22 protein-coding genes are annotated in these 21,918 nt (G+C 62.9%); 11 read left to right on the top strand and 11 right to left on the bottom strand.

Annotation, left to right across the window (positions count from 1 at the left end):
* Positions 1-68 precede the first annotated feature (68 nt).
* The 7 genes from ACZ0AI_RS10060 to ACZ0AI_RS10030 all read left to right on the top strand — a co-directional run bounded on the left by ACZ0AI_RS10060 (position 69) and on the right by ACZ0AI_RS10030 (position 4,762).
* On the top strand, positions 69-365 hold the full coding sequence (locus ACZ0AI_RS10060) for an aspartate-semialdehyde dehydrogenase (RefSeq protein WP_225833906.1): 297 nt from the start codon (positions 69-71) through the stop codon (positions 363-365).
* Positions 362-997, top strand: coding sequence for an alpha-ketoglutarate-dependent dioxygenase AlkB family protein (locus ACZ0AI_RS10055; RefSeq protein WP_463565628.1), 636 nt, complete (start codon positions 362-364; stop codon positions 995-997). Before ACZ0AI_RS10060 ends, ACZ0AI_RS10055 begins: the two co-directional genes overlap by 4 nt.
* Entirely contained in the window at positions 994-1,155 is a 162-nt protein-coding gene (locus ACZ0AI_RS10050; RefSeq protein ID WP_090423737.1) for a hypothetical protein, read from the top strand. Before ACZ0AI_RS10055 ends, ACZ0AI_RS10050 begins: the two co-directional genes overlap by 4 nt.
* A gap of 217 nt (positions 1,156-1,372) precedes the next feature.
* The gene (ccoM, locus tag ACZ0AI_RS10045; RefSeq protein WP_463565627.1) at positions 1,373-1,489 is read left to right on the top strand and encodes a cytochrome c oxidase subunit CcoM; all 117 of its coding nucleotides are present in this window, start codon (positions 1,373-1,375) and stop codon (positions 1,487-1,489) included.
* A gap of 234 nt (positions 1,490-1,723) precedes the next feature.
* The gene (locus ACZ0AI_RS10040; RefSeq protein ID WP_463566125.1) at positions 1,724-3,709 is read left to right on the top strand and encodes an FUSC family protein; all 1,986 of its coding nucleotides are present in this window, start codon (positions 1,724-1,726) and stop codon (positions 3,707-3,709) included.
* Complete coding sequence (locus tag ACZ0AI_RS10035) at positions 3,696-3,899, top strand: DUF1656 domain-containing protein (RefSeq protein WP_463565625.1); 204 nt, start codon at positions 3,696-3,698, stop codon at positions 3,897-3,899. Before ACZ0AI_RS10040 ends, ACZ0AI_RS10035 begins: the two co-directional genes overlap by 14 nt.
* An 11-nt stretch (positions 3,900-3,910) precedes the next feature.
* Positions 3,911-4,762 (top strand): efflux RND transporter periplasmic adaptor subunit, encoded by an 852-nt coding sequence (locus tag ACZ0AI_RS10030; RefSeq protein ID WP_463565624.1) that lies wholly within the window; start codon positions 3,911-3,913, stop codon positions 4,760-4,762.
* A gap of 248 nt (positions 4,763-5,010) precedes the next feature.
* Here ACZ0AI_RS10030 and codA read toward each other — a convergent pair whose 3' ends face one another.
* From codA to ACZ0AI_RS10000, 6 genes are all read right to left on the bottom strand, one after another.
* A complete protein-coding gene (codA, locus tag ACZ0AI_RS10025; protein ID WP_463565623.1) occupies positions 5,011-6,246 on the bottom strand; it encodes a cytosine deaminase in 1,236 nt (411 codons plus the stop codon).
* The gene (locus ACZ0AI_RS10020) at positions 6,243-7,484 is read right to left on the bottom strand and encodes a PucR family transcriptional regulator (RefSeq protein ID WP_463565622.1); all 1,242 of its coding nucleotides are present in this window, start codon (positions 7,482-7,484) and stop codon (positions 6,243-6,245) included. Before ACZ0AI_RS10020 ends, codA begins: the two co-directional genes overlap by 4 nt.
* The gene (gene codB, locus ACZ0AI_RS10015; protein WP_463565621.1) at positions 7,481-8,752 is read right to left on the bottom strand and encodes a cytosine permease; all 1,272 of its coding nucleotides are present in this window, start codon (positions 8,750-8,752) and stop codon (positions 7,481-7,483) included. Before codB ends, ACZ0AI_RS10020 begins: the two co-directional genes overlap by 4 nt.
* Before the next feature lie 212 nt (positions 8,753-8,964).
* Complete coding sequence (locus ACZ0AI_RS10010; RefSeq protein WP_463565620.1) at positions 8,965-9,471, bottom strand: DUF1993 domain-containing protein; 507 nt, start codon at positions 9,469-9,471, stop codon at positions 8,965-8,967.
* 215 nt (positions 9,472-9,686) lie between these two features.
* Positions 9,687-10,157: a MaoC family dehydratase gene (locus tag ACZ0AI_RS10005; RefSeq protein ID WP_463565619.1), complete on the bottom strand. Its 471-nt coding sequence runs from the start codon at positions 10,155-10,157 to the stop codon at positions 9,687-9,689.
* The gene (locus ACZ0AI_RS10000; protein ID WP_463565618.1) at positions 10,154-11,116 is read right to left on the bottom strand and encodes a lysophospholipase; all 963 of its coding nucleotides are present in this window, start codon (positions 11,114-11,116) and stop codon (positions 10,154-10,156) included. The genes ACZ0AI_RS10005 and ACZ0AI_RS10000 overlap by 4 nt, the downstream gene beginning before the upstream one ends.
* 164 nt (positions 11,117-11,280) lie before the next feature.
* Between ACZ0AI_RS10000 and fadD2 the strand changes: the two genes are divergently transcribed.
* Both fadD2 and fadD1 read left to right on the top strand, forming a co-directional pair.
* Positions 11,281-12,969 carry a long-chain-fatty-acid--CoA ligase FadD2 gene (fadD2, locus tag ACZ0AI_RS09995; protein WP_463565617.1) on the top strand — a complete coding sequence of 563 codons (1,689 nt, stop codon included), beginning with the start codon at positions 11,281-11,283 and terminating at the stop codon, positions 12,967-12,969.
* A gap of 411 nt (positions 12,970-13,380) precedes the next feature.
* Positions 13,381-15,069: a long-chain-fatty-acid--CoA ligase FadD1 gene (fadD1, locus tag ACZ0AI_RS09990; protein ID WP_463565616.1), complete on the top strand. Its 1,689-nt coding sequence runs from the start codon at positions 13,381-13,383 to the stop codon at positions 15,067-15,069.
* 157 nt (positions 15,070-15,226) lie between these two features.
* Here the strand turns inward: fadD1 and ACZ0AI_RS09985 are convergent, their stop codons facing one another.
* The 5 genes from ACZ0AI_RS09985 to ACZ0AI_RS09965 all read right to left on the bottom strand — a co-directional run bounded on the left by ACZ0AI_RS09985 (position 15,227) and on the right by ACZ0AI_RS09965 (position 19,555).
* Positions 15,227-16,252 (bottom strand): UV damage endonuclease UvsE, encoded by a 1,026-nt coding sequence (locus tag ACZ0AI_RS09985; protein ID WP_463565615.1) that lies wholly within the window; start codon positions 16,250-16,252, stop codon positions 15,227-15,229.
* A 66-nt stretch (positions 16,253-16,318) separates the two neighbouring features.
* Positions 16,319-17,086, bottom strand: a complete 768-nt coding sequence (gene phnE / locus ACZ0AI_RS09980; RefSeq protein ID WP_463565614.1) for a phosphonate ABC transporter, permease protein PhnE — start codon at positions 17,084-17,086, stop codon at positions 16,319-16,321.
* Complete coding sequence (locus ACZ0AI_RS09975) at positions 17,083-17,910, bottom strand: PhnE/PtxC family ABC transporter permease (protein WP_463565613.1); 828 nt, start codon at positions 17,908-17,910, stop codon at positions 17,083-17,085. The genes phnE and ACZ0AI_RS09975 overlap by 4 nt, the downstream gene beginning before the upstream one ends.
* Positions 17,904-18,707, bottom strand: coding sequence for a phosphonate ABC transporter ATP-binding protein (locus tag ACZ0AI_RS09970; protein WP_463565612.1), 804 nt, complete (start codon positions 18,705-18,707; stop codon positions 17,904-17,906). Before ACZ0AI_RS09970 ends, ACZ0AI_RS09975 begins: the two co-directional genes overlap by 7 nt.
* Positions 18,704-19,555 carry a putative selenate ABC transporter substrate-binding protein gene (locus ACZ0AI_RS09965; RefSeq protein ID WP_463565611.1) on the bottom strand — a complete coding sequence of 284 codons (852 nt, stop codon included), beginning with the start codon at positions 19,553-19,555 and terminating at the stop codon, positions 18,704-18,706. Before ACZ0AI_RS09965 ends, ACZ0AI_RS09970 begins: the two co-directional genes overlap by 4 nt.
* 232 nt (positions 19,556-19,787) lie before the next feature.
* On the opposite strand from ACZ0AI_RS09965, the gene selD reads away from it, so the two are divergent.
* A complete protein-coding gene (selD, locus tag ACZ0AI_RS09960; RefSeq protein WP_463565610.1) occupies positions 19,788-20,822 on the top strand; it encodes a selenide, water dikinase SelD in 1,035 nt (344 codons plus the stop codon).
* Complete coding sequence (gene mnmH / locus ACZ0AI_RS09955) at positions 20,822-21,916, top strand: tRNA 2-selenouridine(34) synthase MnmH (RefSeq protein ID WP_463565609.1); 1,095 nt, start codon at positions 20,822-20,824, stop codon at positions 21,914-21,916. Before selD ends, mnmH begins: the two co-directional genes overlap by 1 nt.
* Positions 21,917-21,918: the final 2 nt, after the last annotated feature.

Here is a 21,918-nt window from a genome sequence, read left to right as displayed (position 1 = left end):
AAAGTGTAGTAAGAACCCACTAAAGCTGCCTGCTCAACGGCCGACATACCCCAAAAGGGGATTTATCCATGCTGCCACCCATCCCTAGTAGCCTGATCCCGGTCACTGCCCAGCAGGACGTGGTCAAGCCTCGCCCGGAAATCGCTCCGGTAACGGCGACTGCCGAGGCAGCCCAGGAGGATGCGGTCGGTCTGGACAAACGTCACCCTCAGGAAGTGGAAGAGCGCCTGCGCGAAGAACAGCGTCGTCGGCAACGGCGGGGTTACAGCGCAGCAGAACTCGCCGAGGGTGATGTCGATGAAGCGGACGAGCCTGCCATCGAACAATTGCCCCGCCAGGGGCTGTGGGTGGATGTCGAGGTTTGACTAGTGCTGATCCCACCCCGACCACTCAGGCCGGCCTGTTCGACAGACCCGATCTGAACCTGCCGGATGCCGACCTTAGTTATCTGCCTGCCTGGCTTGACGGCCCTACGGCGGATCATTGGCTCGAGCGACTGGTCAGTGAGACGCCCTGGCAGCAGCCCGAGGTCGTGCTCTATGGCCGTCGTCATCCGGTGCCGAGGCTGACCGCCTGGTATGGCGATGCCGACGCCAGTTATCGCTACTCCGGGATGATCCATCAGCCGCTGCCCTGGACGCCGCTGCTCGCCGAGATTCGCCAGCGGCTCGTAGATGCGCTGGGGTGCCCACTCAATGGCGCGCTGCTCAATTACTATCGCGACGGCCAGGACTCCATGGGCTGGCACAGTGATGATGAGCGCGAGCTGGGCGATGAGCCGCTGGTGGCCTCCTTGAGCCTGGGAGGCGAGCGGCGTTTCGATCTGCGCCGCAAGGGCCACAACCGCATCGAACATTCGCTTACGCTGGCGCACGGCTCGCTACTGGTCATGGGCGGAAAGACCCAGCATCATTGGCAGCATCAGGTGGCGAAAACGCGCAAGCCGTGTGCGCCGCGTTTGAACCTTACGTTTCGTCTGATCCGGGCGCCGTTATGAGCAACGATGTGAAACTGATCGACTTCACCGCCGAGCGCGACAAGCGCATCCATGACCTGCGCGACAAGAAGCTCGAGGACATGCGCAATGCCTTCGAGCAGGCCTTGCCGATGCCCAAGGGCAAGAAGAAGTCCAAGGGCAAGCCGAAGAAGCGCTGACGGTTCGCCGCGCTGCACGCTGCTGTCGCCTGCTTTGCCCTCTGATTCCCCGCCGCGCATTCCGCTCGTGGATGCGCGCATCCTTTTCCGTTGATTCAGATCACCTGCTGCCAGCCGTTTGCGGCCGGCGTAGCGCTGCCCTTGATCTGGATCAATGGCGCCTAGCCCTGCGCTGTTAACGTAGCCCCATACCCGAGCAACGGATGCAGGAGGCAGCATGTTCGTCGATGTGGTGGTTCTCGCCGGTATCGGCACCGTGGGACTGATGCTCCTTTTCTGCGCCGGGTTCACGTATTTCATCTGGAGAGATGCGCGCAAGAAAAAGCCGCACTGAAACCGGATTCACGAGCACGCAAGGCATTGGGGCGACTTCGGTCGCCCTTTTTTTGTCCGTTTTTTGTGGCCCGTCACCCCTGGCGGCCAGTTTTCTGGCGCGGACGAGATGTGAATGCGGGAAAGCCCTCTGGACAGTATATAGTTAGCTAGCTAATAATTTGCCCCTCTGCACGGAGGCGGAACCGTTTCGCTACGGCTATGTTCAGAGCTGAGATCTTTTTAGGTAACCATCGTGCGTGATTCCCTGCTGGCGTTCATTGCGCCAAGCTCGCAAGCCATTCAATTCGCGATCAAGACCCTGCTCGGTGGTGGTCTGGCGCTCTGGCTCGCGTTGCGTTTGGGGCTGGAGCAGCCGCAGTGGGCATTGATGACGGCCTTCATCGTCGCTCAGCCGTTGTCTGGCATGGTGGTGCAGAAGGGCCTGGCGCGGTTGCTCGGCACCCTGGTCGGCACCTTTATGGCCGTGGTGATGATGGCGCTGTTCGCCCAGACGCCGCTGCTGTTCCTGCTTGCCTTCGCGCTGTGGCTGGGGATGTGTACGGCAGCCTCGACCATGCTGCGCAGTTCCTGGTCGTATGCCTTCGTGCTCGCCGGCTATACGGTGGCGATCATCGGCTTGCCGGCTATCGGCAAGCCCCAGGTGATCTTCGACGAGGCCATCGCCCGTTCCACGGAGATCTGCCTGGGCATCGTCTGCGCCACGCTCAGCAGCGCCTTGCTGTGGCCGCAGCGTGTCGAGCGCCAACTGGCGCAGCAGGCGCGCAATGCCTGGCAGACCGGCGTCAAGGCCGCGCGCCAGGCGTTGACTGGTGAGGGCGAAGCCCGACAGGGGCTACTTGAAGCGTTGGCCCGCATCGTCGCCGTGGATGCCCAGCGTGAGCACGCCTGGTTCGAAGGTGAGCGGGGTCGCCAGCGCGCCATTGCGCTGCGCGTGCTCAGTCGCGACCTGCTTGGCGTGCTGCGCCTGGCCCGTGGTGTGGCGCGGCAATGGCGACAGTTGAGTAGCGGCGAGGCTGAAGCCGTCGCCCCCTGGCTGCAGGAGGTGGACGAGCGACTGCAGGAGGCCCAGGGCGATCTGCCGGAGCTGATCGAGCGTCTGCGCCAGGCCGCTCAGGACAATGAGCTGAACAGCGGCCAGCAGTTGTGCCTGGAGCGCATGGCGGTGTTGCTGCTGCGTATCGAGGATGCCAGCCGGGCCTTGCTCGCCGTCGAACAGGGCAGGGCACCGGCAGATGCGCCGCGCGCGCTGTCCTGGCATTACGACTGGCAGAGCGCGCTGGTGTACGGTTCGCGCAGCGCCCTGGCGTTTCTGGCAGTGGCCTCCTTCTGGCTGGCGACCGCCTGGACCCACGCTACCGGCGCCATGTTGTTGGCCTGCGTGGTCTGCAGCCTGTTCGCCCGGCTCGAGGCGGCGCCGCAGATCGGCATGATGTTCTTGCGCGGTATTTTCTATGCGTTGCCGGTGGCGTTCTTCGTCGGGCAGATCCTGATGCCGCAGATCGACGGTTTCGTCATGCTCTGCCTGGTGCTCGGCGTGCCGCTGTTCTTTGGCGTGCTGGGGATGGCCAGGCCGCCGATTGCTGCCACGTCGACCTCCTTCTGCCTGCACTTCATCGTGTTGTGTTTGCCAGCGCCGGGCGTCGGCTACAACGTCGAGTTCTTTCTCAACGAGGCGCCGGGGCTGCTGATGGGCGTCGGTTTCGCCGTGTTGGCGTTCCGTCTGGTCGGGCTGCGGAACCCGGTATGGCATGGCCGCCGCCTGATGCATGCGATTCTGGTGGATCTTGGCCGCCTGACCCGGCGTGAGCTGGGCCGTGCGGAAAACTGGTTCGGTGGGCGTATGGCCGACCGTTTGCTGCAGCTCGCCCGGCATTATCCGGCGCGCCCGGATCAGGCGCGCAGCCGTTGGGACGACGGCGTGGCCGGTCTCGATCTGGGCGACGAACTGTTGCACCTGCGCGCCTGTCTGGCCCATGCCGATCCCGAGCTGGCCCGTTCGCAACGCCGCTTTCTACGGCGTCTGGATAGTGTATTGGAACGCGGTCCAGCGCCGGGCCGCGAGGACGATCTGAATGGCCCCGTGGCGGATCTGCAGGACGCACTGCGCGCCTGTGCGCCCAGTGTCGATAAGCGTTTGGCCGAGGCCGCGCTGCTGCAATTGCAAACCGGCTGGCGCCACTGGTGCCACCTGAGAGGAGAGGCCCATGGGCTTGCATGAGTGGTCGCTGGGCGGCGTATTGCTGAGCCCCATGGCGGTCTACGCGGTATTGGCACTGCTGCTGACCGGCGTATTGCGCCTGGGGCTGCAGCGCGTTGGATTGGCACGCTGGATCTGGCACGAAGCCTTGTTCGACTGTGCCCTGTTTGTCTGTGTTTTGGCGGTCATAATTGCCGTGCTGGCACGTTGAGGAGAGAAAGCATGCGTTCGACGATTCGCGTCGGCATTACCCTGGCCATGGTGGTGGCGGCGATTTTTGCCGGCTCGTGGATCTGGCAGCACTACATGTATTCGCCCTGGACCCGCGATGCCCGGGTGCGGGCCGACGTGGTGACCATCGCGCCGGACGTCTCGGGCTGGGTGGTCGAGCTCAAGGTGCGTGATAACCAGCAGGTCAAGGCCGGCGACCTGCTGATGACCATCGACCGCGACCGTTACCAAGCCGCGCTGGAAAAGGCCCAGGCGGTGGTGGATATCCGCAAGCAGCAGCTCAATTTGCGCGAGCACGAAGCCTCACGTCGCGCGAGCCTTGGCTCGCAGGCGATCAGTGCCGAGCTGCGCGAGAACGCGCAGATCAACGCCGAGATGGCACGCAGCGAATTTCGCGAGGCCCAGGCCGACCTGCGCATCGCTCAGCTCAATCTGGCACGCAGCGAAGTGCGCGCGCCGCGTGATGGTCAGGTCACCAATCTGGTGCTGGCTCAGGGCAATTACGTGACGGCCGGCCAAGCGGTGATGGCGCTGGTGGATACCGCGTCGTTCTACGTGCAGGCGTATTTCGAGGAAACCAAGTTGCCACGCATTCAGGTCGGTGCGCCGGTCGAGGTGTGGTTGATGGGCGGCGAGCAGGAGATCCGTGGCGAGGTGGAAAGCATCAGCCGCGGCATCACCGATCGCAATGCCAGCCCGGACGGCCAGTTGCTGGCCAATGTCGAACCAACCTTCAATTGGGTGCGCCTGGCCCAGCGCATCCCGGTACGCATCAAGCTCGACGCCATGCCGGAAAACGTCCCGTTGAGTGCCGGCATGACCGCCAGCGTGCGGGTGGAATAAACCCGCAAATCCCTCTTTCGTAACCCGGGTCGAGCGCAGCGAAACCCGGGGCATTGCTCTGGGTATCGCTTCGCTCAACGCCAGGCTACGCGCGGATGATCAGCAGCGTGCGGGTGGATCTGTAGGAGCCGCGCCCCCGCGGCGAATGGCACAGGCAACCCCGAAACCGAAACATGCCCACGATTCGCCCCGGGGTCGGGGCTCCTACAAATAATGCAGCGTCTGGCGATCCGGTACGTGTTCGATGCTCAACCGCGCTGCACGCTCGCCGGGGTTCTGCGTATCAGCACTTCGCCGTGGCGTACCGATACCAGGGCATAGCCTTGGGTGCGGATCATCTCGTAATCGTCGGGTGCCGAGAGAATCAGCAGGTTGGCTGGGCGGCCCACTTCCACGCCATAACGCTCGCCCAGGTGCAGGGTGCGGGCACTGTTATCGGTGATCAGGTCGAGCCCGCGTTGCAGGTCTTCGTAGCCCAGCATGTGGCAGATATGCAGGCCGGCTTCGAGGATGCGCAGGATGTTGCCGTTGCCCAGCGGGTACCAGGGGTCGACGATGGAATCCTGACCGAAGCAGATGTTCATGCCGGCGCGGTCGATCTCGGCCACACGAGTCAGGCCACGGCGTTTCGGGTAGGTGTCGAAGCGGCCCTGCAGGTGGATGCTCTCGGTGGGGCAGGAGATGAAGTTGATCCCTGACATCTTCAGCAGGCGGAACAGCTTCGAGCAGTAGGCGTTGTCGTAAGAGCCCATGGCGGTGGTGTGGCTGGCGGTGACGCGCTCGCCCATGCCGCGTACGCGGGCTTCTTCGGCCAGTACTTCGAGAAAACGCGACTGCGGGTCATCGGTTTCGTCGCAGTGCACGTCCACCAGACAGCCCGTGCGCTCGGCCAGATCCATCAGGAACTTGATCGACGACACGCCCTGGTCGCGGGTGTTCTCGAAATGCGGGATGCCGCCAACCACGTCGGCGCCCAGCTCCACCGCCTGCTCCATCAGCGCGCGACCATTGGCGTAGGACTCGATGCCCTCCTGGGGAAAGGCGACGATCTGCAGGTCGATCAGGTGACGGGTTTCCTCGCGCACTTCGACCATCGCTTTCAGCGCGGCCAGGGTCGGGTCGGTGACGTCGACGTGGGTACGCACGTGCTGGATGCCGTGGTCGACCAGCATGTCGATGGTCTTCTTGGCGCGGGTCTTGGTGTCCTCGTGGGTGACCAGGGCCTTGCGCTCGGCCCAGCGTTCGATGCCTTCGAACAGGGTACCGCTCATGTTCCAGTTCGGCTCGCCGGCGGTGAGGGTGGCGTCCAGGTGGATATGCGGTTCGACGAAGGGGGCGATCACCAGGTTGCTGGCTGCGTCGAGGTCGCCTTCGGTCGCGTTGACGGCGGCCGGCTGTGAGGTGATGGCGGCAATCTTCGAGCCGTCCAGCGCGATGTGGAAAAGACCTTCGCGGCCACGCAGGCGGGCGTTGACGATGTTCATGGGGTACTCCTTGGCAGGCTATGAGACGACAGGCGGCGAATCAGCAGGGCGATACTGATATTGAGCCGGTCGTGAGGATCATCGAACGAGCAGCCGGTCAGCGCTTCGATACGTTGTACACGGTAGCTCAGGGTGTTGCGGTGTACGCCCAGGCGTTGCGCGGCCAGGGCCAGGTTGGCGTTCTCGAAGAACCAGGCTTCGAGCGTCGGCATGAGCACCGGTTCGTGGCGCGAATCATCGCCGATCAGTGGCCCCAGCGTACGTTCGACGAAACGTTCCAGCAGGCTGCGGTCGCGGATGGCGCCCAGTAGTTCGATCACGCCCAGTTCGTTGAAGCTGCACAGCCCCAGCCGCTCGGGAAAGGCTTGGGCGGCGACCAGCGCCTGACGGGCCTGACCGAGCGCGCGGGCGAAGCGCTCGGGGTGATGGCTGCCACTGCTGAGGCCGAGCACCGCGCGTTGTGGCTGGAGGCGTTCGTCCAACTCGCCGAGCAACTCCATCAGCAGCGTGCGATTGCGTTGTTCGTCGTGGCTGCTGGCGCAGGGTAGCAGGGCGATCCAGTGTTCACCCTGGCTGATCAGCGGCAGCGCGTCGCCGAGGCGCTGCAGGCAGTGTTCGAGGCGTTGCTGTAGGCACTGACGGTTGTCGCGCAGCAGGCGTTCGCCGCTGTCGGCAGCCTCGCCATCGAACAGACGCTCGCCATTCTGCAGGCGCAGCAGGGCGATCTGGCGCGGCACGCCCAGCGGCAGGTCGAGGCTGGCGGCGCGCTGCAACAGGATCTCCAGGGACTGATAGTCGCCTTCCAGCAACTGCTCCAGCACGTGCTGGCGCGAACTGCCGAGCATCTGTTGCTGCACCAGCGCGGTACCGATGGCCTGGGTCACCACCACCATCTTTAGCTGGTAAGGCTGTTCGAGCAGCGGAAGGCCGAGGCGATCGGCTTCGGCCACCACCGTTGCCGGAATGCTCTGGATGTACTCGGCGCCGGTGAGAATCACCAGACCGGCCGTGGCGCGCTCGACTGCCTGGCGTACCAGAAGCAGCAGGTTGGCTTCGTCACGAGGGTGGTTGATCCCGGTCACGAAGACCAGCTCGCCGCCCATCACCCAGTCGGCGATATCCTCGTTCTCGGCCACGTATGGCCAGCGCACCGGGTTGCCCAGCGCGGCCTGGCCCGCGCGCAGGCGCAGGTCATGCAGGCCGGGCAACGCCAGTACATCGGCGACGCTCAGGCTCATGCGCCGGCGACCACACCGCGGGCGGCGAACAGTTTCTTCGCCTCGAACAGGCTGACGTACACCAGCGCAGCGACGGCGATGCCAACTAGCGGCGCGACCCAAGGCGAGAAGTAGGCGCACAGCGAACCGACGGCATAGGCGCCCAGGCCGACCCAGTTGAACGCGGGCAGGCGGGTCTCGGCGAGCAATGGGTACTTGCCTTTATGGCCGTAGAAGTAGTCCGCCATGATCACGCCGCCAATCGGCGGGATGATCGAGCCGAGCAGGATCAGGAAGGGGATCAGCAGGTCGGACATGCCGCCGATGGCCAGCAGGGTGCCGATCCCGGCGCCGACCACGGTCACCGTCTTGCGGCGCCCGGTGCGCAGCAGGTTGCAGCCGGCTGCGGCGAAGTTGTAGATGGTGTTGTCCTGGGTGGTCCACAGGTTGAGGAACAGCATCACCACCGCCGCCATGGAAAGGCCCTGCAGCACCAGCACTTCGACGACGTCCGGTTGCTGGTAGACGATGGCGCCATAGGCACCGGCAACGATCATCAGGCCATTGCCGAGAAAGAACCCGACCATGCTGGCGATCACCGCGATGCGCCCGCTGCGGGCGAAACGCGTCCAGTTGGTGGCCTGGGTGGCGCCGCTGACGAAGGTGCCAAAGACCATGGTGATGGCCACGCTCAGGCTCATGCTTTGCGTCGGTTCGACGGCCATCAGCGCGCTGAGGCCGCCGATGTCGTCGGTGGCGATCCACAACGAGCAGATCAGCAGGGCGAGCATGGCCGGTACCGAGATCCGCGACAGGATATCCAGGCCTTTGTAACCGATGAATGCGGTGACGCAGAAGCCGAAACCGAACAGCACCATGAGCGGGATGGTCAGCCCTTGCGGCAGGCCGAGGATTTTCACCAGCACGATGGCTACCGTCGCGGTGCCCCAGGCGTACCAGCCGATCTGGGTGAAGCCCAGCAGCACGTCGGACAGCTTGCTGCCCGCCTCGCCGAAGCAGAACCGGCCCATCAATACCGAGTTCAGGCCGCTGCGGCAGGCGATGAGGCCCAGCACCGCGGCATAGGTACCCAGCAGCAGGTTGCCGATAACGGCGGCCCAGATCAGCGTTTTGAAGTCGAAGGCCATGCCGATCTTGCCGCCGGCGAACATGGTGGCGGTGAAGAAGGTGAAGGAGAACAGCATGATCGAGGTGGAGAACAGACCCTTGCGGGCGCCTGCGGGAACCTCGCTCAGAGGGTAGTCGCTGTCGGTGGTCGGGTGCGTCATGGCCAAGCTCCACGGGGTGAGAGAAGGCATGGCTATAGCAGGTGACGTGCCAACTGACGGCGTTGGCGGGTCGTACAGTGCGGGCTGTGCGATGTGCACAATGAAATGCGGATTTTCAGCGTTTCTGCGGATTATCTTTGTTGAGAATCACCAGTGTTGACCTGTCTTGGTGCGATGCCGTCAGGGCATGCACCAAGAGGTCACGGACGAACTCAGCGGGTGCCGAGGAAGTCGCGTTTGCCGATCTCGACACCGTTGTGGCGCAGGATCGCGTAGGTGGTGGTCAGGTGGAAGTAGAAGTTCGGCAGCACGTGATCGAGCAGGAAGGCCTGACCCTGGAAGTGGGTCTCCTTGTCACGGCGCTTGAGGGTGGTGGTGCGGTCTTCGCTACCGTCGAGCTGCGCGGCGCTGATGCTGCTCACGAACTCCAGAACCTTGGCGATGCGCGCCTGCAGTTCGGCGATGCTGGTTTCGTCATCGGCGTGGCTTGGCGCTTCGACGCCAGCCAGCAGGGCGGCACCGGTTTTCGCGGTATCGCAGGCGATCTGCACCTGGCGGCTGAGCGCGAACATATCCGGGGCGAGGCGTGCGTTCAGAAAGACGCTCGGGTCGATCTTGCGCGCTTCGGCGTTGGCCGCAGCGATACCAAGGATGGTCGACAGGTTGTTCAACTGACGGGTGAAGACCGGAATCGAGATGCTGTGCATGGACAGGGACATGGTGTGCTCCAGAGAGATTTAGAGGCGCAGGTCGGCTGACCTGCGCAAGATATGAACAAGCAGGCGCTTGAAAAACGTAAGCGAGGCAGCCAGCGCAATACCGATGGCGGCCCCGCAAAAATAGGCGAAAAAGCGGAGTGTACGATTAGTACATGAGCATTTTGAGCCTGTTTTTAACGCTGCGATGGCAACGCAGGTAGTTTTTCAACAGCCTGCTAGCCGATGGTGATCGGTGGCAGGGTCGCCAGTTCGACAGTAAACGCTTTGCGTGGCGCAATGATTTCCGCCTCGCCATCGACCACCAGCTCGTCGTTCTGGTTGAACACGCGGGTGGCGATCAGCACGCGAAATTTGGGGCGCTTTTCGAGAATTTCCAGGCGCACGGTGAGGGTGTCGCCCAGTTTCACCGGCTTTTGGAAGGTCATCTGCTGGCTGACGTAGATGGTGCCAGGGCCGGGCAGGGTGCAAGCCACAGCCGCGCTGATCAGCGCGCCACTGAACATGCCATGAGCGATGCGCTCCTTGAACATGGTGGTGGCTGCGTATTCGGCGTCCAGATGCACAGGGTTGTGGTCGCCGGAAACGGCGGCGAACAGCAGGATATCGCGCTCTTCAACGGTCTTGCTGTAGGTAGCGGTCCGGCCGACTTCGAGTTCTTCGTAAGGGGTGTTGCTGCTCTGGGTCATTGAGTGGGTTCCTGAGGATGTAATGGTCGCTGCTGGGGCTGCGCGAGCGCTTGTTCCAGCCAGTCGATCAGGTCGCGGGTGACCTCGTCACGATTCAGCTCGTTGAGCAGCTCGTGGCGGGCCTGGGGATAACGTTTGAGGGTTGTACGGGTATGCCCCGAGTGGCTCAGGGCATCGGCCAGATCCTGCAGGCGCCGGCCCTGGCTTACCGGATCCTGGTCGCCGCCGATAATCAGCAGCGGCAGTTGCGGGTCGATTTGTTTCAGCTCGATCGTTCGGGTGATCTTCTGCAGGCCTCTGAGCAGGTCTAGCCATAGCTGGTTGGTACAGCGAAACCCACACAGCGGGTCTGCGATGTAGCGGTCGACCTCTGCCGCGTCGCGGCTTAGCCAGTCGAAGGGCGTACGAGCAGGCTTGAACGCTTTGTTGAAGGCGCCGAACGACAGCCGGTCGATCAAGGCGCTGCGCCCGGTCGCCCCTTGTCGCCAGCGTTCGAAACGGGCGATCAGCGCGGCAGCCCGGTAAATCCGCCGGGGCTGGTAGTTGGAGCCACTGAGAATCGCGCCCTGCACGCCGCTGCTCTGGTGCATCAGGTAAGCCATTGCGATATAGCTGCCCATGCTGTGGCCGAACAGAAAGAGTGGCGTTTGCGGTTGCTGCTGACGGATGTGGTGATTGAGCGTGGAGAGGTCACCGACCACTCGCGCCCAGCCATCCTGATCGGCGTAGTGGCCCAGAATGCCGTGCTGCGCGGTGCGCCCATGCCCACGTTGATCAACGGCGTAGAGTTCGAATCCTGCCGCCACCAGTGCATCACCCAGGCGCGAATAACGGCCGCTGTGCTCAGCCATACCGTGGGCAAGCATCACCACTCCCCTTGGGGCGTGCTCGGCATGCCAGTGGTTGACGTACAGGGGTACGCCATCACTGCTGTCGAGCCAGAAGGTGTGGTGCTGCATGGCAATTCCTTGAGCCTGCGGGTGGCGTGCATTGTAGACCGCGCAGGAGCTGAAATTCACGGTATTGATTGTAGGTTTGCGAGCAGGTGGTCGGCTGCTAAGTTCACTGGGTTGACTGGTGCCTTAAGGCTAAACGGATATTCAGGGAAATGAGGACAACAACAATGCAGCCTGATTTCTGGAACGATAAACGCGCCGCTGGCGTGGCCAACGATATCGACATGTCGGCCTACCAGTCGGTGGTCGAGGTGTTCGAGCGCTCCTGCAAGACCTTTGCGGATCGCCCCGCCTTCAGCAACCTGGGTAGAACCTTGACCTATGGCGAGCTGGACGAACTGTCCAGTGCATTTGCCGCCTACCTGCAGCAGCACACCGATCTCAAGCCTGGCGACCGCATCGCCGTGCAGATGCCCAACGTGCTGCAGTACCCCGTCGCGGTGTTCGGTGCGTTGCGCGCCGGGCTGATCGTGGTCAACACCAACCCGCTGTATACCGCCCGCGAGATGCGCCATCAGTTCAAGGATGCCGGCGTGCGTGCGCTGGTGTACCTGAACATGTTCGGCAAGCTGGTGCAGGAGGTACTGCCCGACAGCGAAATTGAGTACCTGATCGAAGCACGCATGGGCGACATGCTGCCCACGCTCAAGGGCTGGCTCATCAATACGGTGGTCAAGAAGGTCAAGAAGATGGTGCCCGACTACCATCTGCCCCAGGCGTTGTCGTTCAAGCAGGTGCTTCACGATGGCGCCAGCCTCTCGGCTCGCCCGGTCAGCGCCACCCAGGATGATATCGCCGTGCTGCAGTACACCGGTGGCACCACCGGGGTGGCCAAGGGCACCATGCTGACTCACGGCAACCTGATCGCCAACATGCTGCAGGCCGATGCCTGCATGTCCCAGCACGGGCCTGACGGCATGTCGCTGATGAAGCGCGGCCAGGAGGTGATGATCGCGCCGCTGCCGCTGTACCACATCTATGCCTTCACGGTTAATTGCATGTGCATGATGGTCAACGGCAATCACAACGTGCTGATTACCAACCCACGGGACATTCCGGGCTTCATCAAGGAACTGGGCAAATGGGACTTCTCCGCGTTGCTGGGGCTCAATACCCTGTTCGTGGCGTTGATGGATCATCCGGATTTCAAAAAGCTCGACTTCAGTCACCTCAAAGTCACCAATTCGGGTGGCACCGCGCTGGTCAAGGCGACCGCCGAGCGTTGGCAGAGCCTGACCGGCTGCACGGTGGTCGAAGGCTACGGCCTCACCGAAACCTCACCGATCGCCAGCGCCAACCCCTATGGCGAGCATGCGCGGTTGGGCACGGTGGGCATTCCGGTACCGGCCACCGCCTTCAAGGTCATCGATGACGATGGCAACGAGTTGCCGCTGGGCGAGCGGGGCGAGCTGTGCATCAAGGGCCCGCAGGTGATGAAGGGCTACTGGAATCGGCCGGATGCTACCGCCGAGGTGCTGGATGGCGACGGCTGGTTCAAGTCCGGCGATATCGCGGTGATCGATGAGGACGGTTTTGTACGCATCGTCGACCGTAAGAAGGACATGATCATCGTCTCCGGCTTCAACGTGTACCCCAACGAGATCGAGGACGTGGTGATGGCCCATGACAAGGTTGCCAGTTGCGCGGCCATTGGCGTGCCCGATGAAAAATCCGGGGAGGCGGTCAAGCTGTTCGTGGTCAAGCGCGACGCCAGCCTCACGGCCGAGGAGTTGAAGGCCTATTGCAAGGACAACTTCACCGGCTACAAGGTACCGCGGCACATCGTGTTCCGGGATTTGCTGCCCATGACCCCGGTGGGCAAGATCCTGCGACGCGAGCTGCGCGACAATCCATGACGGCGCTGTTGGCGTAACCCCATGGCGAGGGGATATCCGGGCGTTCTTCCCGGGTATCGCTTCGCTAGACCGTGGCGACGCGAGCGAGGGCTGGCGTCGCTTTCTGCGTTTCATGCACCTCTCCAATTGCCAATCTCATCCGACAGGAAAAGCTGCAGGCGTCTATCATGGGCGTTGCCTGCCATTCGATGATTTTTGCCAGCCAATCGCGAGTGGGAAAAAGCTTTGTGACCATATGTTTTTATTTGGTCATTTTCAGTACTGATCAGCCTTTTCGAGCTCTGGTCGGTATCTGGCAACTCTGCTACTCTCGGCCCGCTTTGCGCCTCACAGGGGCGAACAGGCAGGCATACATACAACAAACAACCGCATACGCGGTGAAGACAAGCAGTTGCTTAGGAGTGGGTGTCCATGACCGAAAACTTCTGGACGGACAAGTATCCCGAGGGGATCGCGGCCGAGATCAATCCGGACCAGTACCCCAACGTTCAGGCGGTGCTGAAGCAGTCCTGCCAGCGTTTTGCCGACAAGCCCGCGTTCACCAACCTGGGCAAGACCCTCACCTACGGCGAGCTGTTCGAGCTCTCCGGCCACTTCGCTGCCTATCTGCAGCAGCACACGGATCTGCAGCCCGGCGACCGCATCGCCGTGCAACTGCCCAACGTTCTGCAATACCCGGTAGTGGTTTTCGGTGCGTTGCGTGCCGGGCTGGTGGTGGTCAACACCAACCCGCTGTACACCGCTCGCGAGATGGAGCACCAGTTCAAGGATTCCGGCGCCAAGGCGCTGATCTGCCTGGCCAACATGGCCCATCTGGCCGAACAGGTGGTACCCAAGACCGGCGTGAAGACGGTGATCGTCACCGAGGTCGGCGACATGCTGCCGCCGCTCAAGCGTCTGCTGGTCAACGCTGTGGTCAAGTACGTGAAGAAAATGGTGCCGGCCTACAACCTGCCAGCCGCCATCAAGCTAACCGACGCCTTGAGCCAGGGCCGTGGCAAGGCCGTGAGTGAAGCCAACCCCGGCGCCGAAGAGATCGCCGTGCTGCAATACACCGGCGGCACCACCGGCGTGGCCAAAGGCGCGATGCTGACGCACCGCAACCTGATTGCCAACATGCTGCAATGCCGCGAGTTGATGGGCTCGAACCTCAACGAAGGCAGCGAGATTCTGGTCGCGCCGTTGCCGCTGTACCACATCTACGCCTTCACCTTTCACTGCATGGCGATGATGCACTGCGGCAACCACAACCTGCTGATCACCAACCCGCGTGATCTGCCGACCATGATCAAGGACCTGTCCAAGTTCAAGTTCAGCGGTTTCGTCGGCCTCAATACCTTGTTCGTCGCGCTGAGCAACAACGAGGGTTTCCAGAAGCTCGATTTCTCCAAACTCAAGGTCACTCTGTCCGGCGGTATGGCACTGCAGCAAGCGGCGGCCGAGCGCTGGAAGCAAGTAACCGGCTGCGCCATCTGCGAGGGCTACGGCCTGACCGAAACCAGCCCGGTGGCCTCGGTCAACCCGATTACCAATATCCAGCTGGGCACCATCGGTATTCCGGCACCGTCCACCCTGTTCAAGGCGATCGACGACCAGGGCAATGACCTGGCACTGGGTGAAACCGGCGAGCTGTGCATCAAAGGCCCGCAGGTGATGAAAGGCTACTGGCAGCGCCAGGAAGCCACCGACGAAGTGATCGATGCCAACGGCTGGTTCAAGACCGGCGACATCGGCATCATCCAGCCCGATGGCTACATCCGTATCGTCGACCGCAAGAAGGACATGATTCTGGTGTCCGGCTTTAACGTCTACCCGAACGAGCTGGAAGAAGTGCTGGTGGCACTGCCGGGCGTGCTGCAGTGCGCCGCCATTGGCGTGCCGGACGAGCGTTCCGGTGAGTCGATCAAGGTGTTCGTGGTGGTCAAACCGGGCATGACGCTGACCAAGGAGCAAGTCCTGCAGCACATGCACGACAACCTCACCGGCTACAAACGACCCAAGCAGGTCGAGTTCCGCGAGAGCCTGCCGACCACCAACGTCGGTAAGATCCTGCGCCGCGAGCTGCGCGATGAAGAGTTGAAGAAACTCGGCAAGAAGTAACCCTTCGCGCCGTAGCAAAGGCCCTGCAGTGCAGGGCCTTTTGCGTTGTGGAGATTGTGGCGTTTCGACTCCCGTAGCCTGGCGTTGAGCGAAGCGATACCCAGGAAAATACCCCGGGTGTCGCTACGCTCGACCAGGCTACGTAAAACGGCTTCGGCTAGTCGGCTTTCAGATACCGCTCGTAAAACTCCAGAGTCGCCACGTTCTTGTCCTTGGACTCGAACATGATGTCGAAGCGATCAAGAAATTGCAGAACGTACTCGTTCGTCCACCCATTCCACATGCGTGCGCTGTGGCCGTAGAGCTCACGTTTGGACACGACCTTCAGCACCTCGGGCATTTCCAGTTTCTGCTCGGCGCTCAGCCCCAGCTCCTGTAAACGCTCCTGGGGTTGAGACAGGTGCATGGTCGGCCGCACGCCACGCCAGCTGTCGATGATGCGCGCCACGCGGTCAGCGTGAGGGTCGATGTAGTCGTCCTCATGGATCCAGCAGTGGTGCACGTCCAGCACCACCGGCGCCAGGTCGGCGAGAGCCAGGCAGGCGTCGAGGCCATAGGTCTTCTCGTCGTTCTCGAAGGTGATGCAGTGGCGCGCTTCCTGGGACAGGCGCGCCCAAACTGCACGAGTACCGTCACCGCCCAGCTTGCCGGCGATGTGCAGGTTGCATTTGAAATCCTGGAACTGCCGCCCGTAGCCCATCATGCGGATCATGTCGGCGTGGTACTCGAACTCGGCGACGCTGTTCTCGACCACGTCCGGCCTGTCCGAACCGAGCACGCAGTACTGGCCGGGGTGCATGGACAGGCGGATACCCGCCGCACGCGCAGCCGCGCCAATCGCCGCGAAGCCTTCGATCAGTCGCTGCTGGATGACGGGCTGCCGATAGAAGGCGGCGACCTTCGGGTGGCTGTAGAACGGCAGCAGATCGCTGCTCAGGCGCAGCATCTGCAGCGGCTCTGGCAAGGTGGCGACGTAGGCCAGCAGGCGCAACTGAGCCTGCAGGTTGTGCTCGACGATCTCGACCAGCTTGGCGTGTGCGACCGGCTGGGCGACGCTGTCCATCCAGCGCAAGGTCGTGGTGCGTGGGTTGAACGCCGCTTCGATGATTTTCAGCTCGCCGGCCGGCAGGCTGCGATCAGGGTGACGGTATTGGCAGGCGAAGCCAATGCGGGGTGACGACATGGAAAGCCTCGGAAGTGAAAGTCGCTGTGTGGCATCGGACGCTGATGACGGCATTTCGCTCAGGGATTAGTTGCGCACCCAGCGTTGTCGCGTCCAGCCACTGAAGGCATCTACGGCAAGCACCAGCAACAACATGGCAAGGATCACGGTGCTGGCCTGGGCCTCTTGAAACAGGCTGAGGCTGACGTAGAGCATCTGGCCTAGCCCGCCTGCGCCGACGAAACCCATGACCGCGGCCATACGGATGTTGTTCTCCCAGCGGTACAGGGTGTACGCCAGCAGTTGTGGCCATAGGTTGGGCAGGGTGCCGTAACAGAAGGCCACCCAGGCACCGCCGCCCTGCAGGCGAATGGCGGCGGCTGGCTCCGGCGGGGTGTTTTCCAGCGCCTCGGCGAACAGCCGACCGAGTACACCAGCGGTGTGTAGCGCCAATGCCAGCGTGCCGGCGTTGGGGCCCAGGCCGGCGGCCAGCACCATCAGCAACGCCCAGACGAGCTCGGGAATGGCGCGCAACGCATTGAGCAGCAGGCGCGTAACGCTCTGCAGCGGCCAGCCCAGACGACCTGCTGCGGGCAGGGCGAGGAACAAACCCAGTACGGCGGCGAGCAGGGTGCCCAGTGCCGACATGGCCAGGGTTTCCTTGGCACCCTGCACCGTGGCCTGCAGGTGCTCGATACTCAGATCCGGGCTCATGAAACGCAGCGCGTAGCTGCCCATCTGTCCCAGGCTGTCGCCGCTGAACAGGCCGAGCAGATCCAGACCCAGGTACACAAAGGAGCAGCCGACCGCTGCGAGGATGGCCAGCACCAGCAGGCCATTGCCCAGGCGCTTCATGCGAACCTGCCGCGCAGCAAGCGGCTGAGCTGGTCGGCCAACAACACTAGCGCCAGGAAGGTCAGCAGCATGCTCGCCACTTCTGCACCGGCGAACATGCGCATGGACAGATCGATCTGCTGGCCAAGGCCTCCCGCACCGACGAAACCCATTACCACCGATGCACGCACTGCGCACTCCCAGCGGTACACCGTATAAGAGGTCAGTTCGCCGGCCGCATTGGGTAACACCCCGTAGGCGAAGGCCGCCAGGCGTCCGCTGCCTGATTGCAGCAGGGCATGCATCGGGCGTTGATCAACCGACTCGAAGATTTCCGCATAGACCTTGCCGAGCATCCCCGCATAGGTGATGGCGATGGCCAGCACGCCTGCGGTAGGGCCCAGGCCGACGGCACGCACGAACAGCAGCGCCCAGACGATTTCCGGCACGCTGCGCAGAATGATCAGCAAGCCGCGCACCGGCCAGCGCAGGCACTGGCCGAGCAGGCTGGGTCGCCCGTCGCGAGCGGCTGCCGACAGCGACAGCGCGCGGCTTGCCAGCAGGCAGGCCGGCACCGCCAGCAGCAGCGCCAGGGCCATGCCGGCGGTGGCGATGGCGAGGGTCTGCAGGGTGGCTTCCAGCAGCAGGGCAAGGAAATCGGCATCGTGCGCCGGTGGCCAGAAGTCCTTGAGAAAGCTGCCCATCGACTGGGTGCTGTCCGCCTGCAGCAATACCGCCAGATCCAACTCGGCCAGCCGAATGCCCGGCCATAGTAGGGCAATGGCCAGCAGGCTCAGGAGCAGGCGTGGAACCGCAGCGGGATCGCGTCGGTCGCCTCTCAGCATCGTGGCGCCCAGGTGCTGGCGGGAGCCTCGCTGTGCGGGTGCGCGGGCGGGTCGAGCTGCTCGTTGGCATACAGGGCATCCAGCCGCTGCCTGTCGACCTCAGCGGCACTCAGATCAAAGACCACCTGCCCATCGCGGATGCCAATCACTCGTGGAAAATGCGCCAGGGCCAGTTCCACGGAGTGCAGGCTGGCGACCAATGTCACTTGATTAGCCCGTGCGTGACTGCACAGGAGTGACAGGGTGTGATCTGCCAGGCGTGGATCCATAGCCGACACCGGCTCGTCGGCAAGCAGCAGCTCTGGCGCCTGATACAGCGCTCTGGCAATGCCGACCCGTTGCAACTGGCCGCCAGACAATTCGCCGCAGCGCGCGAACAGCTTGTCGGCCAGATCCAGCTTGGTCAGCTCAGCACGCGCACCGGGAATGTCCAGTGGATGCAGCAAGTTCAGCAGGCTCTTGCCCAGGCCCCACTGGCCGAGCTTACCGGCCAGCACCGCGGTTACCACTCGTTGCCGCGAGGGCAGCGGTGGCGCCTGATGAATCAGCCCGATACGTGCCCGCAGACGTTGGCGCTGGCCGCTGGATAGCTGCCAGGGATGCTCACCAAGCACCTGCAATTCGCCCGTACTCGGTGCCAGCGCGGTAGCCAGCAGATTGAGCAGGCTCGACTTGCCGGCACCCGACGGGCCGATGATCGCTACCCGCTCGCCGCGCTCGATGTTCAGGTGCAGATCCTCGAGCGCCTGAACGCCGTTACCGTGCCTGAGGCCGATGCCGGACAGCCGTAGGCTCATTTCAGCAGGTCGGCCGCGCGTGCAGCTTCTTCGATGCCTTTGTAGTTCTCGGGTTTGGTGTCGATGAAGCGGCTCGCCGCCTGCAGGTCGAGGATTGCCTTGTGCTCCGGGTTGGCCGGATCGAGTGCAAGGAAGGCCTGCTTGATCTTCTCGGCCAGCGCCGGGTCGAGGGTGCCGCGTACCGTCCAGTTGTAGTCGAAATAAGCCGGCGTGGTGGCGAACACCTTGACCTTGTCGGTATCGACCTTGCCGGTGGTGACCAGTTTGTCCCAGACGCTGGCGTTGAGTACGCCAGCGTCGACTTTGCCGGCCTGTACCCAGGCAGCGGTGGCGTCATGGGCACCCGAGTAGGCTACACGGCTGAAGAATGCTTCCGGCTTGATGCCGTCCTGCAACATGAAATAGCGCGGCATCAGGCTGCCCGAGGTGGACGACACTGAGCCAAAAGCGAAGGTCTTGCCCTTGAGGTCGCTCAGGGATTTCACGCTCGGATCGGCGCTGATGAATTTGCTGGTGAACTCGGCATCCTGCTCGCGCTGCACCAATGGAATGGCGTTGCCGGTTTTCAGGTGTACCTGAACGAAGGTGAAACCGCCCAGCCATGCCAGATCGAGGCGATCAGTAGCCAGCGCCTCGACCACGGCGGGGTAGTCTGCCACTGGGACGAACTCCACCTTCATTCCCAGTTGCTGTTCCAGGTAGGCACCCAGCGGCTTGAACTTGCGTAGCAGCTCGGTCGGCGCCTCGTCGGGAATGGCTGACACGCGCAGGGTTTCGGCTGCAAAGCTGGTCAGGGCGGAAACGGACAGGGCGAGGCCGGCGGCGAGCGCCAGAGTGCGCTTGAGCATGGGAGTTCTCCGGTTCAATAGCGGAAAAAGCGGATAGAAACGCCCAGACAGGCGCTTCGAATGATTCGTTAGAGAGCGCGGCGATTATAGGAGGCGTCGTGAGAAAGACCAGCTTTGCCAGGGTTTGTTGACGTTTTAGCGAAACCTGTAGGGCCAAGCTGTCGCGGCCGTGAATGAAAGAGCCGCAGCCCCTATAATCCGCGACCTGTTTCCCGTTACCGAGAGCGTTGCCATGAGTGAGCCAATCCGCCTGACCCAGTACAGCCACGGTGCCGGTTGTGGCTGCAAGATTTCCCCCAAGGTGCTGGACGTGATTCTCGCCGGCAGCGGCGCACAGAACCTTGACCCCAACCTCTGGGTGGGCAATGCCTCGCGTGACGATGCTGCGGTGTACGCCCTCGACGACGAGCGCGGCGTGGTGTCGACCACCGACTTCTTCATGCCCATCGTCGATGACCCGTTCGACTTCGGCCGCATCGCCGCTACCAACGCCATCAGTGATATCTACGCCATGGGTGGCGATCCGCTGATGGCCATCGCCATTCTTGGCTGGCCGGTCAATCTGCTGCCGCCTGAAGTCGCACGCGAAGTGATCCGTGGTGGCCGCGCAGTCTGTGATGCCGCCGGTATTCCGCTGGCCGGTGGGCATTCCATCGATGCTCCGGAGCCGATCTTCGGCCTTGCGGTGACCGGCGTGGTGAACAAGCGACACATGAAGCGCAACGACACCGCCCAGGTCGGCGACACCCTGTATCTGACCAAACCATTGGGCATCGGCATCCTCACCACTGCCGAGAAAAAGGCCAAGCTGCGTGCCGAAGATGTCGGCCTGGCCCGTGACTGGATGTGTACCCTCAACAAGCCGGGCAGCCGTTTCGGCAAGCTCGAAGGCGTCACCGCAATGACCGACGTGACCGGCTTCGGCCTGCTCGGCCACCTGGTGGAAATGGCCGACGGATCGGGGCTCAGCGCACGTCTGGACTACGCCGCCGTACCGCGCCTGCCGGGCGTCGAGCACTACCTCGCCGAGGGCTGTGTGCCGGGCGGCACGCTGCGTAACTTCGACAGCTACGGCGAGCGCATCGAGGCGCTCAGTGACGAGCAGCGTGACCTGCTCTGTGACCCGCAGACCAGCGGCGGTCTGCTAATCGCCGTCAGCGAGCAGGGCGAGGCCGAGTTCCTTGCGGTTGCCGCCGAGCTGGGGCTGGAGCTGGCGCCTATCGGCGTGTTGGTTGAGCGACAGCGCCACGCGGTAGAGGTGTTCTGATGCGTGATGACGCCCGCAACTACCGCGACCTTTTTCTCACCGACGTACCGATGATGGATACCCGTGCTCCGGTGGAATTCGGCAAAGGTGCCTTTCCCGGTGTGCTCAACCTGCCATTGATGACTGACCTTGAGCGGCAGAAGGTCGGCACCTGCTACAAGCAGCACGGCCAGGATGCCGCCATCAAGCTGGGCCACCAACTGGTCGGCGGCCAGACCAAGGCTGAGCGTGTCGAGGCCTGGGCAGCGTTCGCGAGGGCCAATCCGCAGGGTTATCTGTATTGCTTTCGCGGCGGTTTGCGCTCGCAGATCGTTCAGCAATGGCTCAAGGAAGCCGGCATCGACTATCCGCGTGTGGTCGGTGGCTACAAGGCCATGCGCACCTTTCTGCTGGAAACCCTCGAGCAGGCGGTGGAGCAGTGCCAGTTCGTCGTGCTTGGCGGCATGACCGGCACCGGCAAGACCGACGTGCTGGCGCAACTGCCTAACGCGCTTGATCTCGAAGGCCATGCCAATCACCGCGGCTCCAGCTTCGGCAAGCGTGCCACCGGCCAGCCTGCGCAGATCGACTTCGAGAACGCCCTGGCCGTCGACATCCTCAGAAAGCGCGCGGCGGGTATCGAGCAGTTCGTGGTTGAGGATGAAGGCCGTATCGTCGGTAGCTGCAATGTGCCGTTAGCGCTATACCAGGGCATGCAGGGTTATCCGCTAGTCTGGCTGGAGGACAGTTTCGACAGCCGTGTCGAGCGCATCCTGCGTGATTACGTGGTCAACCTGTGCGCCGAGTTCATCGCCACGTATGGGTCGGAAAACGGCTTCGAGCTGTTCGCCGAGCGACTGCTACAGAGCCTCGACAATATCTATAAGCGCCTGGGTGGCGAACGGCACCAGCGCCTGCTGGCGATCATGCAGGCCGCTCTGGACGAGCAACAGCGCAGCGGCAAGGTCGACCTGCACCGCGGCTGGATCGAAGGCCTGCTGCGCGAATACTACGACCCTATGTACGCCTACCAGCGCGAGGCCAAGGCCGAGCGCATCGTGTTTGCCGGCGACGAAGCATCGGTGATCGAGTATTTGCGTGACCGCCGCGCCTGAAT

The organism is Pseudomonas sp. AC355 (genome assembly GCF_979258205.1).
Note: the sequence above shows the minus strand (reverse complement) of the source record. Positions and strands in the feature narration are given on the sequence as shown.

Coding starts and splice junctions, on each gene's coding strand:
- ACZ0AI_RS10060 (WP_225833906.1), top strand. CDS start 69: ATGCTGCCACCCATCCCTAGTAGCCTGATCCCGGTCACTGCCCAGCAG.
- ACZ0AI_RS10050 (WP_090423737.1), top strand. CDS start 994: ATGAGCAACGATGTGAAACTGATCGACTTCACCGCCGAGCGCGACAAG.
- ccoM (WP_463565627.1), top strand. CDS start 1,373: ATGTTCGTCGATGTGGTGGTTCTCGCCGGTATCGGCACCGTGGGACTG.
- ACZ0AI_RS10035 (WP_463565625.1), top strand. CDS start 3,696: ATGGGCTTGCATGAGTGGTCGCTGGGCGGCGTATTGCTGAGCCCCATG.
- ACZ0AI_RS10030 (WP_463565624.1), top strand. CDS start 3,911: ATGCGTTCGACGATTCGCGTCGGCATTACCCTGGCCATGGTGGTGGCG.
- codA (WP_463565623.1), bottom strand. CDS start 6,246: ATGAACATCGTCAACGCCCGCCTGCGTGGCCGCGAAGGTCTTTTCCAC.
- ACZ0AI_RS10020 (WP_463565622.1), bottom strand. CDS start 7,484: ATGAGCCTGAGCGTCGCCGATGTACTGGCGTTGCCCGGCCTGCATGAC.
- codB (WP_463565621.1), bottom strand. CDS start 8,752: ATGACGCACCCGACCACCGACAGCGACTACCCTCTGAGCGAGGTTCCC.
- ACZ0AI_RS10010 (WP_463565620.1), bottom strand. CDS start 9,471: ATGTCCCTGTCCATGCACAGCATCTCGATTCCGGTCTTCACCCGTCAG.
- ACZ0AI_RS10005 (WP_463565619.1), bottom strand. CDS start 10,157: ATGACCCAGAGCAGCAACACCCCTTACGAAGAACTCGAAGTCGGCCGG.
- ACZ0AI_RS10000 (WP_463565618.1), bottom strand. CDS start 11,116: ATGCAGCACCACACCTTCTGGCTCGACAGCAGTGATGGCGTACCCCTG.
- fadD2 (WP_463565617.1), top strand. CDS start 11,281: ATGCAGCCTGATTTCTGGAACGATAAACGCGCCGCTGGCGTGGCCAAC.
- fadD1 (WP_463565616.1), top strand. CDS start 13,381: ATGACCGAAAACTTCTGGACGGACAAGTATCCCGAGGGGATCGCGGCC.
- ACZ0AI_RS09985 (WP_463565615.1), bottom strand. CDS start 16,252: ATGTCGTCACCCCGCATTGGCTTCGCCTGCCAATACCGTCACCCTGAT.
- phnE (WP_463565614.1), bottom strand. CDS start 17,086: ATGAAGCGCCTGGGCAATGGCCTGCTGGTGCTGGCCATCCTCGCAGCG.
- ACZ0AI_RS09975 (WP_463565613.1), bottom strand. CDS start 17,910: ATGCTGAGAGGCGACCGACGCGATCCCGCTGCGGTTCCACGCCTGCTC.
- ACZ0AI_RS09970 (WP_463565612.1), bottom strand. CDS start 18,707: ATGAGCCTACGGCTGTCCGGCATCGGCCTCAGGCACGGTAACGGCGTT.
- ACZ0AI_RS09965 (WP_463565611.1), bottom strand. CDS start 19,555: ATGCTCAAGCGCACTCTGGCGCTCGCCGCCGGCCTCGCCCTGTCCGTT.
- selD (WP_463565610.1), top strand. CDS start 19,788: ATGAGTGAGCCAATCCGCCTGACCCAGTACAGCCACGGTGCCGGTTGT.
- mnmH (WP_463565609.1), top strand. CDS start 20,822: ATGCGTGATGACGCCCGCAACTACCGCGACCTTTTTCTCACCGACGTA.